The sequence below is a fragment of the Asanoa siamensis genome, assembly GCF_016862555.1.
In the GTDB taxonomy this organism is placed as follows: Bacteria; Actinomycetota; Actinomycetes; order Mycobacteriales; family Micromonosporaceae; genus Asanoa; species Asanoa siamensis.
The window spans coordinates 1-14,632 of sequence record NZ_BONE01000050.1 but is presented as its reverse complement, the minus strand read 5'-3'; the positions used below and the strand labels follow the sequence as shown (position 1 = coordinate 14,632).

The window sequence follows — 14,632 nt, the reverse complement described above, 5'->3', positions numbered from 1 at the left end:
ATGAAGCTCACGACCACGACGATGGTCACCCTCGACGGGGTCATGCAGGGCCTCGGCGGCGCCGACGAGGACCGCAGGGGCGGGTTCGAGCGCGGCGGGTGGATCACACCGATGTTCGACCAGGAGGGCGGCGCCTTCCTCAACGCGGTCTACCGGCGCGCGGACGCGTTCCTGTTCGGGCGGCGGACCTACGAGATCTTCGCGGGCTCCTGGGGCACCTGGGCCGACCCCGGCGACAACCCCGTCTGGACCGCGCTGAACACCAAGCCGAAGTACGTCGCGTCGACGACCCTCACCGATCCGAAGTGGACTGATACGACCGTCCTCTCCGGAGACCTCGCGGCCGCCGTCCGTGAGCTGAAGGCCGGCGACTCCGGTGAGCTGCAGGTGCACGGCAGTGGCGACCTGGTCCGGTGGCTGCTCGCCAACGACCTCGTCGACGAGATGATCCTGCTCATCTGCCCGGTCGTGCTCGGGCAGGGCACGCGGCTGTTCGCCGACGCGGGCCCCGACGTGGCACTCGAACTCGTCGACACGCGGTCCACCCCGTCGGGCGTGATGATGCAGACCTACCGGACCACCGGCCGCCCGCGGTACGAGACGGCCACGCTCGACACCACCAGCGAAGCGGCCTGAGCGTGACCGGCGCGTTGCGCGACCTGCTCGCGCGGCACGTGGCGGGTGGCGCCGTGCCGGGTGCCGCCGCGAGCCTCGGCCCCGAGACCGCGGTCGCCGGCGCGCTGGCGGTCGGCGGTGAGCCGATGCGTGCGCACACGATCGTCCGGATCAAGTCGATGACCAAGGCCGTCACCGCCGTGGCGGCCCTGCGCCTGGTCGAGTCCGGCCACCTGGCGCTGGACGAGCCCGTGGACAGGTGGCTGCCGGAACTCGCTGACCGGCGGGTCCTCCGGACGCCGACGGCGGACCTCACCGACACGCGGCCGGCGGTCCGGCCGATCACCCTTCGGCACCTGCTGACCTGCACATCCGGGTACGGCATGGTGCTCACCGACTCTCCGCTGCGGCAGGCGATGGTCGACGGTGGGCTCGACATCGGCCTGGACCAGCGCCGGTACGCGGCCGACGACTGGCTCACCCGGCTCGCGGCCCTCCCCCTCGCCTTCCAGCCGGGCGAGGGCTGGCGTTACCACCACTCCTTCGGCGTCCTCGGCATCCTCGTCGCGCGGGTGGCCGGCCGGCCGCTGCAGGACCACCTGACCGACGACCTGCTGCGACCGCTGGGCCTGCACGACACCGGGCTGTGGGTGCCCGCGGGCAGCGTGGCGCGGCTGGCGGCGAGCTACTGGCACGACGACGGCCTGACGGAGATCGACCCGGCCGGGGCCGGTGACTACGCCGGGCCGCCGCCGCACGACGTCAGCCACGGCGAACTCGTGTCCACCCTGGTCGACTACACCCGCTTCGTCCGGGTGCTGGCCGACGGCGGCCGGTTCGAGGGCGGGCGGATCGTCTCCGCGGAGCATCTCCGGCTGATGACCACCGACCAGGTGCCGGCCGCCGCCAAGACCCCGGACAGCTTCTTCCCCGGCTTCTGGGACGACGAGGGCTGGGGCTTCGGGGTGGGGGTGCGCGGGACGGGCCGCTACGGGTGGTCCGGCGGACTCGGCACGACGTTCTTCGTCGACCCGGACGGCACGGCCGGCGTGCTGCTGACCCAGGTCGAGATCGGCGAGCGGCTGCAGCCGCTGTTCGACGAGTTCCTCTAGGGTTTCGCGCCCGGTGCGCGGAAGCTGACGGCTGTGCGCGTCGCCTCGTCGATCTCGTCGGGCGTCAGCAGGACCACCGTCCGCGTGTCCAGCGCGCCGGTCGCGGCCACGGCGAGCGACACGGCGGCCGCCGCCGTGTTGTCGGGCAGGTCGCAGGTGATGTAGGCGTCCTGCTCGCCGAAGCTGTAGTACATCGACTCGAGGCGGCCGCCGACGCTCTCGCACGTGGTCCGGGCGGCGTCGACGCGGCCGCTCCCGCCGTCCGCGAGCAGCCCCCGGATGCCCTCGGCGGTGTAGGCCGCGATGAACAGGTACTTCGCCATGGCGCGTAATTTAGCCTGATTGGTGCGGTTCGGGGGTCAGGCGCACCACCTGACCCCCGAACCGGTCCGGATCAGCCCAGGTACGTGTCCCACGGGCCGGTGATGGCCAGCGTGAGACCGGGGTCCTGCATGTTGACGAAGAGCACCTTGCCGTCGGCCGTGAACGTCGGGCCGCAGAACTCGGAGTCGTTGAGCTCGTTGCGGGCGATCGCGTAGGTCGGGCCGCCGGGGAACGAGCTGAGCACGTGCGACGCGCCCTCGCCGTCCTCGGCCAGGACCAGGCTGCCCCACGGCGTGACGGTCACGTTGTCGGGGCCGTCGAAGGTGAGGTCGGTGTACTTCGGCGCCGAACCGTCCTCGGTGCTGGCCGCGTGCGGGAAGTACGTGACGAGCTGGATCGTCTGGTCCTTGAAGTTGTAGAACCAGACCATGCCGTCGTGCGGCGTCGCGTCCGTGGGAAGGTCACCCTCTTCCCACGCGTACGAGTTGACGACGTAGACGCCCTCGTCGGTGGCCCACACGCCCTCGAACTTCTTGCCGCGGGTGACCTGGCCGTCCTTGAACTGCTCCCGGACCGGCTTCGTCTGCGCGTCGCGCTCGGGCACCTCGATCCAGCGCACCGGGAACGGGCGGCCCATCTGGGCGGAGGTCAGGTAGGCCACGTCCGGCAGCACCGAGCCGTCGTCCATGATGATCGCCATCGCGGCGAGCGTGCCCGCGTTCGGGGCGAGCCGGGTCAGCACGCCGGGGCCGAGCTTCACGCCGCGCGGCGCGGTCCAGCGGTAGAACAGGCCGTTGGGCTCGCCGGCGTCCTCCGACAGGTAGACGCTCGTGCGGTCCTTGCCGATCGCCAGCGCCTCGTGGGCGTACCGGCCGAACGCCTTGATCGGGCGCGGGTCGGCCTTGCCGTCCGAGGTGACCTCGAAGACGTACCCGTGGTCCTTCTGGAAGGTGCCCGAGACGTCGCCCTCTTCCCACTCGTCGCCGGCCTTGTCCTCGGTCTCCTCGCAGGTGAGCCAGGTCTCCCACGGGGTCGGGCCGCCGGCGCAGTTGCCGACGGTGCCCGAGATCGCGACGAACTCGCCGTAGTTGCGGCCCGCGCGGTCGGTGGTGATGACGGTGCAGCCACCGGCGTTGACGGCGCCCGGGTCGTACACGGTGCCCTTGACGTGCGGCACGCCGTGCTCGGCGCCCGGGTCGATCTCGTGGTTCTGGATGATCGTGTAGCGGCCGTGGCCGGCGTCGAAGACGGCCATGCCGTCGTGGTCGGCCGGCGTGAGGCCCTGACCGCGGTCGAGCTTGGTGACGCCGGTGCGGGTGACGATCGTGTAGCTGAAGCCCTCGGGCAGCGCCAGGATGCCCTTCGGGTCCTTCTTCAGCGGCGGGAACGGCTTGTGGTCGCCGGACGGGCGCGGTGAGCGCGGGTGGGCCTGCGCGAGCGAGGGCACGGCACCCGCCACGGCGAGGCCGACAACCCCGGCGGCACCGCCGCTGAGCAGGGCGCGACGAGAAGTAGGCACGTCAATTGCTCCTATGTTCCGAATGAGCCAACGGCCTGAGCAAACTCCCGCGGGCGAACAGCGCCGCACCATCCAGGCGACGAGCGCGTTAACGCTCGGTCTATAGTCACCGTCCGTAAGGGTTGCCTATGCTAAGGCGCCGGCGCCGAGGAAGCCGCCCGACTGGCGCGACCAGAGGTCGGCGTAGCGGCCGCCGCTCGCCAGCAACTCGGCGTGGGTGCCCTGCTCCGCGATGCGGCCCTCGTCGAGCACCACGATCCGGTCCAGGTGGGCGATGGTCGAGAGGCGGTGCGCGATCGCGATGACGGTACGGCCGGTCATCACCTCGCCGAGCGTGTCGTGGATAGCCGCCTCCGCCTCGGAGTCCAGTGCGGACGTCGCCTCGTCCAGCACGAGGATCGGCGCATCGCGGTAGAACGCCCGGGCGAGCGCGATCCGTTGCCGCTGGCCGCCGGAGAGGCGCACGCCGCGCTCGCCGACGTGGGCGTCGAGGCCCGTGCGGCCGTCCCTGTCCCGCAGCGCGGCGACGAAACCGTCGGCGGCGGCGCGGCGCAGGGCGGTGGCGACGCGCGTGTCGTCGGTGGCGCCGGGGCCGGCGACGTTCTCCCGCACCGAGCGGTGCAGCAGCGTCGCCTCCTGGGCGACCATGGCGATCTGGCGGCGGAGACTCTCCTGCGTCACGTCGGTGATGTCGTTGCCGTCGATCGTGATGGTGCCGGACTCGGCGTCGTGGAAGCGGAGCAGCAGGCTCACCATGGTGGACTTGCCGGCGCCGGAGCGGCCGACGATGCCGACGCGCTCGCCCGCGGCCACGTCGAGGTTCAGGCGGTCGAGTCCGCCGCCGTCTCGTCCATAGTGGTGGGTGATGTTCGCGAAGCTGATGGCCCCTTCGCGTACGCGCAGTGTCGTCGCCGTGGGCTTGTCGGCGACGGTGAGCGGCTGGGCGATGGTGCGCAGGGCGCGGCGGAGGGTGCCGACGTTTCCGAAGAGCGCGGAGACCGCGTCCAGCAGCCATTCCGCCATCGAGGTGATGCGGAAGCTGAGCGCCAGCGCGGCGGCGACGAGGCCGATCGGCGCGTCGTCGGTGCGCCACAATGCGATCCCGTAGCCGGCGAGGCCGACGAGCAGGGCGCTGCCGAGCGCCATCATGGTGCTGTTGATGGTCACCTCGACGCGCTGGAGGTCGAGGTGCGCGCGCCGGGCCTGTTCGAAGACCTTCCGGTCGTACGCGGTGCGGGTGCCCTGCCCGTCGCCGAGCAGGGCGAGCGTGTCGACGTTCGCGTAGGAGTCGACCAGCAGGCCGGTCAGCGCCGACTCCGCGTCCTGCAGGCGCTCGGAGGCGCGCCGGTAGCGCGGCACGGCCCACCACATCACCAGGGCGTACGCGACGATCCAGCCACCCAGCGGCAGCAGCAGGCGCGCGTCGATCGCGGACATGACCCAGACGGAGCCGACGATGTAGGCGACGACGAAGACGAGCGTGTGCATGACGCTGTAGGCCGCGGTGCTGGCGGCGTCGCCACCGTCCTTGACCCAGCTCGCGATGCGCCCGGCGAGGTCGTCGCGGAACCAGCCGACGGACTGCCGCGACACGTACCGGTGCGCCCGCCAGCGGGCCAGCGGGCGCGCGTTGGCCCGGAACGCGATGTCGTCCAGCGCCTCGCCGACGAAGGTGATCAGCGGGCGGACGAGCAGCAGGAACAGGCCGACGGCGAGCAGCTCGGCACCGTGGTCGGCCCAGAGCGTGTCGGAGCTGCCGGCGGCGAGGGTGTCGACCAGGCGGCCCGCGTACCCGATGAGCCAGACCTCGATCGAGGCACAGAGGACGGTGAGCGTGACGGCCACGAGCACGACGGCGCGCAGCGGCCTCAGCTCGCGCAGGAGGAACCGGCGGACGCCGGCCGCCGGCGTGGTGTCATCGTAGTCGGGGAAGGGATTGACGGGATTCTCGAAGAGAGCGAACACGAAGCGCCTTTCCGGCGGCGGAGACGGTCAGGAAACCGGGGGTACCGCCGGGCGTCCTCATGATCGTTCTCCTCCGGGTGCGGGTTCGTCGTTCTCCCCGCTGAGGCTAGGCCGATCGGGGCCGCGCCGCCGCTCAATTTCCGGCGGACCTCACACCCCGCGGCGCCACCTCGTCGGAGGGGTGTACGCATCCTGCGGAAGGACAATCATGACTTCAGCGCTCGAGAAGCTGCGCGGTGAGTTCGGCGGCGACATCATCGAACCGGGTATGGCCGACTACCCTTCGGCCAGCGGATCGCTGCTGGTCGCGGGCAACCCGGCGGTCGTGCTGCGGCCCAAGTCGGTCGGTGACGTGCGGGCCGGCGTGCGGTTCGCCGCCGAGGCCGGGCTGGTGTTGTCCGTGCGGGGCGGTTCGCACGGGTTCCCGGGGTTCGCCACCAACTCCGGCGGGGCGGTGATCGACCTCGGCGCGCTCTCGTCCGTCGAGGTCGTCGACCCGTCGCGGCACGTCGTGCGGATCGGCGGCGGCGCCACCTGGGGGCAGGTAGCGGCGGCGCTGGCGCCGCACGGGCTGGCGATCTCGTCCGGTGACACCAGGAGCGTCGGTGTCGGTGGGCTCACGTTGACCGGTGGGATCGGCTGGAAGGTGCGCAAGTACGGGCTTGCGCTGGACAACGTGGTCGGCGCGGAGGTGGTCACCGCGGACGGGTCGGTCGTGCGGGCGAGTGCGCAGGAGCATGCCGACCTGTTCTGGGCGCTGCGCGGTGGTGGCGGCAACGTCGGGATCGTGACGGCGTTCTGGTTCGCGGCGCACCCGACGACCGACGTCTTCTTCGGCCGGATCGTGTTCCCGGCGGCCGCGGTCCCGGGTGTGTTGCGGGGGTGGGCCGACTACCTGCGCGACGCTCCGCCGGAGCTCACCTCGATCGCGAGCTTCGCCAACCCGTTCGCCGGCGGGCCGGCGGCGCCCCTCGAGGTGCACGTCGCGTTCGACGGTGACGATCCCTCGGCCGCGGCGGCCGCGCTCGAACCGATCCGTCGGCTCGGGACGGTGCTCGACGACGACGTGGCGCGCACGCCGTACGCGGACACGCTCGTGGACGGCATGACGCCGCCGCCGGGGATGTCGCTCGTGACGCGGGGCGCGTTCGTCGAGCGGGAGGCGGTGGAGGACGTGCTGCGGATCCTCGCGGAGGTCGGTGCCGGGGAGCGGCCGCCGTACATCGCCGTGCGCAGCGTGGGTGGTGCGGTCGCGGACGTGCCGGTCGAGGCCACCGCGTACGCACATCGGCACGCGGAGTTGATGGTCGTGACGACGACCGGCGGGCCGACGCCCGTGGTGGAGGCGGCCCGTCCGGGCCTGGCGGCGATCTGGGACCGGCTGGCGCCGCACGTGAGCGGGTTCTACGCGAACTTCCTCTCGTCGGCCGCGGCGGAGGACGTGGCCGGGATCTACCCGGCGGCGACGTACCGGCGGCTTGTGGAGGTCAAGCGGCGCTACGACCCGGGCAACCTGTTCTCGCGCAACCACAACGTCCGTCCTTAGTAGAGTTTTCTGCGCGCGGCGGCCCGTTTCCTGGGCCGCCGCGCGGCGGAGAATGGCCGGTGTGCCCTCGCCCGCTCTGCGTCACTCGGTTCGCGCGATCATCCTGACCGACGACCACCGCGTGCTGCTCTGCCGGCACCTCCTCCCGGGGCCGCCCTTCGGGGCGGTCTGGACGGTGCCGGGTGGCGGGATCGAGGCCGGCGAGACGCCGCTGGCCGCCCTGCGCCGCGAACTGCGGGAGGAGGTGGGCTTCGACCTCGACGGCAGCCCGCCGCACGTGTGGCACCGGGAGGTCGTCCGGCCGGGATACGTTCCCGGGTACGACGGCGCGGTCCACGACTACTTCCTCGTCCGGGCCGAGGTGTTCACCCCGCGGGGCACGCACGCCGCCGACCTGCTCGCCGCGGAGAACATCACCGAGTTCCGGTGGTGGTCCCTGGCCGACGTCGTCGCGTACCGGGGACCGGACCTGTTCGGTCCGCGCGATCTGGGCACGCCGCTGACGGCGCTGGTCACCGACGGCGTACCCGACGAGCCGATCTCCCTCCCGATCTGACATAACCGTTTCTCCCCCAGGGGCTTGCCTCATCATCGGCGGCGGTCGATCCTGAGCTGTGTCCTGATTTCGGTCTACGGGGGACCCGATGAGACATCGTGCTGCTCTGCGCAAGTTGCTCGGCGCGGCGGTCGCCGCCGCACTCGGCGCCGTCGTCCTGACGCCCACCGCGGCGGCGGCCGCACCACCCAACGCCGTGCTCACCTGGAACGTCCACGCCCAGACGGCCATCTACGAGGTCGCCCGGCAGTCGCCCACCGCGGGCACGCGCAGCTTCGCCATGGTGCAGGGCGCGGTCTACGACGCGGTCAACGCCATCGCCGGTACGCCCTACAAGCCCTACCTGGTCGCACCGCGAGCAGACCGCGGCGACTCGACCGCGGCGGCCGTGGCCACCGCGGCCCACCGCGTCCTGCTCTCCCTGTTCCCGGCCCAGGCCGACGCGCTGCGGGCCCAGCACGACGAGGCGCTGGCCGCCGTGCCCGACGGCCGCGCGAAGCGGGGCGGCATCCGGGTCGGCGAGGCCACCGCGGCGGCGATGCTCGCGGCGCGCACCGGCGACGGCGCGTTCGGCCCGCAGACGTGGCCGGTCGGCACGGCTCCTGGTGTCTACCGGCTGACTCCGCCCGGGTTCGTCCAGGCCGGCGGGTGGTTCCCCTTCCTGGAGCCGTTCGCCGTCGACGACGCCGCCGACTTCGGTGTGCCCGCGCCGCCGCGGCTGGACAGCGCGGCCTACGCCCGTCAGCTCAACGAGGTCAGGTCGCTCGGCTCGGCCACCAGCACGACCCGCACACCGGACCAGACCGAGTCGGCGACGTGGTGGGACGACTACCGCCAGGTCGAGTGGCACATCAAGCGCGGGCTCGCCGCCGACCACCGGCTGAGCCCACTGGAGACGGCCCGCATGCTGGCGATGGTCGACGTCTCGACCGTCGACGCGATGATCTCCTGCTACCGGCAGAAGCGACAGTGGAGCCTCTGGCGGCCGGTGACCGCGATCCCGCTGGCCGACACCGACGGCAACCCGGCCACCGTGGCGGACCCGACCTGGACGCCGCTACGCGTCACGGCCCCGTCACCGGAGTGGCCCTCCGGACACGCCTGCTACACGTCCGCGATCATGACGGCGCTGCGGACGTTCTTCGGCCGTGACAACCTGTCGTTCAGCGCCTACAGCGCCGAGTCCGGCACCACCAGACACTTCGACAGCCTGTCCGCCGCCCGCGCCGAACTGATGGAGGCGCGGATCTGGGCCGGGGTCCACTACCGCGGCGCGACCGTGCACGGCGACCGACTAGGCGAGGCGGTCACACGGGAGGTCCTGGCCAAGGAGTTCGGCCGGCGCCGATGACTGGCGTCGCGCTTCGCTGAACGCCGCTCGCTCGCTACCGGTTTCCTGCGGGCGTGCGCCTGGGCAGCCCCGACCATATGCCGCTTGTCGGCCCCGGCCGACGACACCGGTAGCCGGCGGCCATCAGGTGCTGGCGGCCAGGGCGGTTTCGAATGCTTCGAGGTCAGCGCCGTCGCGGAGGGCGGAAAGTCGGTCGCGGGCCGCGGTGACGCCCGCGGTGCCCTCGACCGTCTGGGCCAGCCTGCGGGCGAACGCCCGGACGATCGGGTGCACGCGGTAGTGGTGGGGCTGCGCGGTCTGTTCGAGGAGGCCGAGGTCCACCAGCGAGTCGACGGCGCTGAACGCCGCGCCGTAGGGCAGGGCGAGCGCCGCGGCCATGTCGTGCGTGCTGAACTCGTCCTGCTCGATGGCGCCGGCCATGCGCAGCGCCCGCGCCTGCGACGGTGGGAGCCGGTGGTAGGCACGGACCAGTGGTGCCTCCGCCGCCAGGCACTCGTCGTGCAGGACCCCGGTCACGTTGTGCAGCTCGCGGTCCAGCTCGTCGGCGATGGCCGTGATGCTCCACATCGGCCGGTCCCGCAGCCGGCCCGCGAGCAGGCGCAGTGGCAACGGCCAACCCGCCGAGAGCCGGGCCAGACGCCGCACGGCGGCCCGATCGGAGGCGACGCGCTCCGGTCCCGCGATCCGCTCGAGCAGCACCATCGAGTCGTCGAGGCGCAGGCCGCCGATGGTGATCCAGGTGGCCGACAGGTTGGTGAGTCGGCGTCGGCCGGTCATGAGGAGACCGCCCGCCGGCCTGGCCCGCAGCAGCGGCTCCAACGGCGCGGCATCGTCGACGTTGTCGAGCACGATCAGCAGCGGCCGACCGGCGGCCACCTGGTGCAACAGCGCCAGCCGCGCGTGCACGGAGGTGGGCAGCTCGGTCCGCGGCACGTCGAAGGCGAGCAGCCAGCCGGCGAGGATGTCGGCGAGGTCCGGGGAGCTGCGGACATCCGCGTAAAGCTGTCCCCCGACGTACCGGTCGCGCAACAGGTGGGCCGCGCGGACCGCGACAGCGGTGCGGCCGATGCCGTCGACCCCCGCGATACCGACCCACCCCGACCCGTCCAACAGACCGGTGCCGATGGCGGCGAGCTCGGCGTCGCGCCCGGTGAAGTCGACCAGGTCCTGCGGGAGGTGCGTCGGCCCGGCTCCCTGCCGGACCGGAGGAGCGGGCTCGGCGGTGACGACGGCCTCCCCGCGCAGGATCCGCTCGTGCAGCCGGCGCAGCGCCGGCCCGGGCTCCAGGCCGAGGTCGGCGTCGAGGCGGGCGCGGCCCTCGCGGTAGACCGCGAGGGCGTCGGCCGGACGGCCACTGCCGTGCAGCGCGCGCATGAGCAGCACGCGCGGCCCCTCGCGCAGCGGGTAGGCGTCGACCATGGCGGTGAGCTCCGGGACCACCGCGGGGTGCTGGTGCGGGAAGGCGTCGAGCAGCGCGGCGAGCCGCAGCTCGTCGGCGGCGAGCCGGCCCTCCTCGAGCCGTGCGCGCTGCGCGGTCGCGAACCGGCCGGGCAGCCCCGCGAGCGCGGGCCCCCGCCACAGCGCCAGCGCCTCCTCCAGAACGTCCACCGCGCCGCGGGCGTCGCCGTCCCGCAGCAGCTCACGGGCGTGCGCGGTGGATCGGTGGAACCGCGACACGTCGACGGACTCCGGCGGCACCCGCAGGGCGTACCCGTCTCCGACGGTCTCGATCATCGCCGGGCCGCCATCGATCGCCCGCCGCAGTCGGGACAGGTATGTCCGCACCGTGCTGGTCGCCGCTCGCGGTGGCTCGTCGCCCCAGATGGCGCTCGTCAGCTCGTCGAGCGAAACCGGATGACCGGCGCGCAACAACAGCACCGACAACACCGTCAGTTGCTGCGGTGAACCCATCGGCACCCGCTGACCGCCGTGCCACATCCGCACCGGACCCAGGACCCCGAACCGCACGTCGGGCCGCGTCGACATCTCTCCCCCAAGCGTTAGCTGCGACAACGCTAGCCGCCACGGCGGCGCGCGCCGAACCGCGGTCGTCAATCGGACGTCAATCGGGGCTCGATCGCGCGCTGACCGGACATCGATCGGGTTCGCGTTAGCTGGGTGCATGACCACACCAACGACACGCACCGAGACCCTGACACCAGCCGAAACGGTCGCGACCGCGGCGGCGACGCTGCTCGCCGGACGCCTGTCCGAGGCGGGCGCCGTCTTCCAGCCGGGCGACGAAGGGTACGCCTCGGCCTGCGCCGGCTTCAACGTCGCGGTCCAGCACCGGCCGGCCGTGGTGGTGGCCGCGGCCAACGCCGACGACGTCACCGAGGCGGTCCGCTTCGCCGACGACCACGACCTGTGCGTCGTCGTCCAGGCCACCGGCCACGGACCGGCTGCGGCCGCCCACGGCGGACTGCTGATCGACACGGCACGGATGGCCGAGGTCACCGTCGACCCGGACACGCGGATCGCCCGGGTCGGCGCCGGCGTGCGCTGGCAGCAGGTGATCGATGCCGCCGCCGTCCACGGCCTGGCCGCGGCGAACGGATCCTCGCCGACGGTCGGCGTCGTCGGGTACACCCTCGGCGGAGGTCTGAGCCCGGTCCTCGGCCGCACCCAGGGCTACGCCGCCGACCACGTCGTCGCGATCGACCTCGTCACCGCCGACGGCGTGCACCGCCGGGTCACCGCCGAGTCCGAGCCCGGCCTGTTCTGGGGCCTGCGCGGCGGCAGGACCGGCTTCGGCGTCGTCACCGCCGTCGAGTTCCGGCTCTTTCCGCTCGAGACCCTGTTCGGTGGGGGCATCTTCTTCCCCGGCGAGAACGCCCGGGCGGTCCTGCACGCCTGGCGTGCCTGGGTCGACTCGACGCCCGACGAGCTCACGTCGTCGATCGCGATCCTGCGCATGCCGCCGGCCGGACCGGTCCCCGAGCCGCTGCGTGGTCGCCTGGTGGTCCACGTCCGCGTCGCCTACCTCGGAACCGTCCAGGACGGCACCCGGCTGCTGGCCCCGATCCGCGCGGCCGCCCCGGCGATCCTCGACGCGGTCGGCGAGCTGCCCTACCGCGCCGCCGCGGCGATCCACGCGGACCCGGTCGACCCGATGCCGGTGTACGAGCGGTCGGCGCTGCTGCACGACCTGCCGCCCGAGGCGGTGGACCGGCTGCTCGACACCGCCGTCGACAACCCGGGCGCCCCGGTGACCCTCGTCGAGGTCCGGCACCTCGCGGGCGCCCTGCGCCGACCGCCCCGGGAACCGAACGCGGTCGCGAACCGGGACGCACCGTTCCTCGTCTTCCTCGCGAGCATCGCCCCCGCCGCCGAAGTGGCAGCGCACACCGCCGCCCAGGGTCGCATCCTGGCCGGGCTCGGTCCGTGGACGACGGGACGGACCTTCGCCAACTTCCTCACCCCGGGCGACGGGCGCGCCGAGCACACCGCGACCGCCTACCCGGCCGACGTCCACGACCGGCTGGTGGCCCTGCGAAGGCAATGGGACCCGCGCGGACGCTTCGACCCGGCGCGGCACCAGGGCGGAGCGGCGTGAGCAGCGTGGCCGGGCGGCGGGCGGAGGGGGCGCCGCCGCCCGGCCACGCGTCGACAGCCGACGCCCCGCCGGCAGGGGCGGGCGCGCGCTGGCGCGGCCAGCGCCACGGCGCGCGCCCGGATGACGACGAGCGGGCTCGGCGACAGGGCGTCCGGTCGCGCCTGTGGCACGTTCGCGAACGGTGAGGCGCGCGGGCGAGCCGGGCCGCTGCCGGCCCGGGAGGTCGCACGAGCCATCCGCCCCGCGTTCCTCAGGCGAGCGCGACGATCAGGCTCGCGCTCACCTTGGCCGGGTCACGGTGGTCCATCCAGCGGATCTGATGAACTGCCAGGCAAATCATGGCGACTGACGCCACTGAGAGCAAACGTATGCGGGTCCGCTATGGCGACCCAGGCGACCATTGCATGGACGGGGAAAATAATTAACTATCTGGTACGTTCACATCTCGCCCGACGGTGGGAGGCACGGTTCGCATGCCGCGGGACATCGGTCACCACCCCGCGATCGCCACGGTCTGCCTCTCCGGGACGCTGGAGGACAAGCTCGCCGCGGCCGCCGCCGCCCGCTTCCGCGGTGTCGAGATCTTCGCCAGCGACCTCGTCGCGTCCGCCTGGTCTCCGCGGCGGGTCCGGGAGGAGTGCGCGCGGCGCGGCCTGTCGATCGACCTCTATCAGCCGTTCCGCGACTTCGAGGCGGTCCCGCCGGACGTGCTGGCCGCCAACCTCCGCCGGGCGGAACGCACCTTCGACGTCCTGGAGCGACTCGGCACGACGACGCTGCTGGTCTGCTCGTCGGTGTCGCCGGACGCGGTCGACGACGACGACCTCGCGGCCGAGCAGCTCTACGAGCTCGCGGCCCGCGCGCACCGGCGCGGGCTACGCGTCGCCTACGAGGCGCTCGCCTGGGGCCGTTTCGTCAACACCTACGCGCACGCGTGGCGGATCGTCCGCCGCGCCGGCCATCCCGCGCTCGGCCTCTGCCTCGACAGCTTCCACGTGCTCTCCCGCGCCGACGACCCGACCGGCATCCGGGTCGTTCCGGGAGACCGGATCTTCCATGTCCAGCTCGCCGACGCCCCACGGATGAACATGGACGTCCTCGAGTGGAGCCGGCACCACCGCCTGTTCCCGGGCCTCGGCGCGTTCGACCTGACCGGGTTCACGGGTCACGTGCTGAGCACGGGCTATGCCGGGCCGCTGTCGCTGGAGGTGTTCAACGACGTCTACCGGCAGGCCGACCCGCGGCACGCCGCCATCGACGGCATGCGGTCCCTGCTCGCGCTGCAGGAGGCGGTGGGCACGTCGGCGCCGCCCGCCGTGCGCGACCGCGTGCGCCCGGCCGGGCTGCCGCCGGCACCCGCCCTCGGTGGCCACGTCTTCACCGAGCTCGCGGTCGACGAGCGTTCGGGCCCGACCGTGGCGCGCGCCCTGACGGCACTCGGGTTCGCCCACACGGGACAGCACCGCTCGAAGCCTGTGGAGCTGTGGGAACAGGGCAGGGCACGGGTCCTGCTGAACTTCGCACCGCACAGCCGGGTGGCGCCCGGCACGGCCGCGATCTGCGCCCTGGGCCTGGAGAGCGCCGACCCGATGGAGTCCGCCCGGCGCGCGGAGCGCCTGCTCGCCCCCGTGCTGCCCCGCCTGCGGCAACCCGGGGAGGCCGAGCTCGTCTCCGTCGCGGCGCCCGACGGCACCGCCGTCTTCCTCGTCGGCGCGGGCTCCGGCGGCGACAACTGGTTGCGGGACTTCGCCCCGACCGGCCACACCGCCCCCGGCGACGGGCGGATCGCGGCCACGGACCACGTCTCGCTGACCGACCCGGTCGACGACTTCGACGAGACGACGCTCTTCTACCGGGCCGTCCTCGGCCTGCGGGCCGGCGAGTCCACCGAGATCGCCGCACCCTTCGGGCTCATCCGTACGCGTGCGGCCGGTGACCCGGCCGGCCTGGTCACGATCGCGCTGAACACCGCGCCGCTGCGACGTGGCGACTGGGCGCCCGCGATCCCGAGCCCCCAGCACGTGGCCTTCCGCACGGACGACGCGGTCGCCAGCGCGCGGGCCATGCGCGCGCTGGGCGCGCCGGTGC

General features: G+C 73.2%; 11 protein-coding genes. 7 read left to right on the top strand and 4 right to left on the bottom strand.

Annotated elements, in window-relative coordinates:
• Complete coding sequence (locus Asi02nite_RS27005) at positions 1–636, top strand: dihydrofolate reductase family protein (protein ID WP_203716727.1); 636 nt, start codon at positions 1–3, stop codon at positions 634–636.
• Positions 637–638: 2 nt separating this feature from the next.
• Positions 639–1,727, top strand: coding sequence for a serine hydrolase domain-containing protein (locus Asi02nite_RS27000; RefSeq protein ID WP_203716726.1), 1,089 nt, complete (start codon positions 639–641; stop codon positions 1,725–1,727).
• On the opposite strand, the gene Asi02nite_RS26995 is transcribed toward Asi02nite_RS27000, so the two are convergent.
• The 3 genes from Asi02nite_RS26995 to Asi02nite_RS26985 all read right to left on the bottom strand — a co-directional run bounded on the left by Asi02nite_RS26995 (position 1,724) and on the right by Asi02nite_RS26985 (position 5,535).
• On the bottom strand, positions 1,724–2,050 hold the full coding sequence (locus Asi02nite_RS26995; RefSeq protein WP_203716725.1) for a GYD domain-containing protein: 327 nt from the start codon (positions 2,048–2,050) through the stop codon (positions 1,724–1,726). The two genes, Asi02nite_RS27000 and Asi02nite_RS26995, sit on opposite strands and share 4 nt — an antisense overlap.
• A gap of 71 nt (positions 2,051–2,121) precedes the next feature.
• Positions 2,122–3,570, bottom strand: coding sequence for an alkaline phosphatase PhoX (locus Asi02nite_RS26990; RefSeq protein WP_203716724.1), 1,449 nt, complete (start codon positions 3,568–3,570; stop codon positions 2,122–2,124).
• Between the two features lie 126 nt (positions 3,571–3,696).
• The gene (locus tag Asi02nite_RS26985; protein WP_203716723.1) at positions 3,697–5,535 is read right to left on the bottom strand and encodes an ABC transporter ATP-binding protein; all 1,839 of its coding nucleotides are present in this window, start codon (positions 5,533–5,535) and stop codon (positions 3,697–3,699) included.
• A gap of 208 nt (positions 5,536–5,743) precedes the next feature.
• Between Asi02nite_RS26985 and Asi02nite_RS26980 the strand changes: the two genes are divergently transcribed.
• From Asi02nite_RS26980 to Asi02nite_RS26970, 3 genes are all read left to right on the top strand, one after another.
• Positions 5,744–7,081, top strand: a complete 1,338-nt coding sequence (locus tag Asi02nite_RS26980) for an FAD-binding oxidoreductase (protein ID WP_203716722.1) — start codon at positions 5,744–5,746, stop codon at positions 7,079–7,081.
• Between the two features lie 61 nt (positions 7,082–7,142).
• A complete protein-coding gene (locus tag Asi02nite_RS26975; protein WP_239127133.1) occupies positions 7,143–7,637 on the top strand; it encodes an NUDIX domain-containing protein in 495 nt (164 codons plus the stop codon).
• Between the two features lie 88 nt (positions 7,638–7,725).
• Complete coding sequence (locus Asi02nite_RS26970; protein ID WP_203716720.1) at positions 7,726–8,988, top strand: vanadium-dependent haloperoxidase; 1,263 nt, start codon at positions 7,726–7,728, stop codon at positions 8,986–8,988.
• A 123-nt stretch (positions 8,989–9,111) separates the two neighbouring features.
• Here the strand turns inward: Asi02nite_RS26970 and Asi02nite_RS26965 are convergent, their stop codons facing one another.
• On the bottom strand, positions 9,112–10,974 hold the full coding sequence (locus Asi02nite_RS26965; protein ID WP_203716719.1) for an AfsR/SARP family transcriptional regulator: 1,863 nt from the start codon (positions 10,972–10,974) through the stop codon (positions 9,112–9,114).
• Between the two features lie 136 nt (positions 10,975–11,110).
• Here Asi02nite_RS26965 and Asi02nite_RS26960 point away from each other — a divergent pair, with 136 nt between their 5' ends.
• Entirely contained in the window at positions 11,111–12,544 is a 1,434-nt protein-coding gene (locus tag Asi02nite_RS26960; protein ID WP_203716718.1) for an FAD-binding oxidoreductase, read from the top strand.
• Between the two features lie 473 nt (positions 12,545–13,017).
• Positions 13,018–14,632, top strand: a 1,615-nt coding sequence (locus Asi02nite_RS26955) for a sugar phosphate isomerase/epimerase and 4-hydroxyphenylpyruvate domain-containing protein (protein WP_203716717.1), incomplete at its 3' end; no start/stop codon positions are given.

Coding starts and splice junctions, on each gene's coding strand:
- Asi02nite_RS27005 (WP_203716727.1), top strand. CDS start 1: ATGAAGCTCACGACCACGACGATGGTCACCCTCGACGGGGTCATGCAG.
- Asi02nite_RS26995 (WP_203716725.1), bottom strand. CDS start 2,050: ATGGCGAAGTACCTGTTCATCGCGGCCTACACCGCCGAGGGCATCCGG.
- Asi02nite_RS26980 (WP_203716722.1), top strand. CDS start 5,744: ATGACTTCAGCGCTCGAGAAGCTGCGCGGTGAGTTCGGCGGCGACATC.
- Asi02nite_RS26970 (WP_203716720.1), top strand. CDS start 7,726: ATGAGACATCGTGCTGCTCTGCGCAAGTTGCTCGGCGCGGCGGTCGCC.
- Asi02nite_RS26965 (WP_203716719.1), bottom strand. CDS start 10,974: ATGTCGACGCGGCCCGACGTGCGGTTCGGGGTCCTGGGTCCGGTGCGG.
- Asi02nite_RS26960 (WP_203716718.1), top strand. CDS start 11,111: ATGACCACACCAACGACACGCACCGAGACCCTGACACCAGCCGAAACG.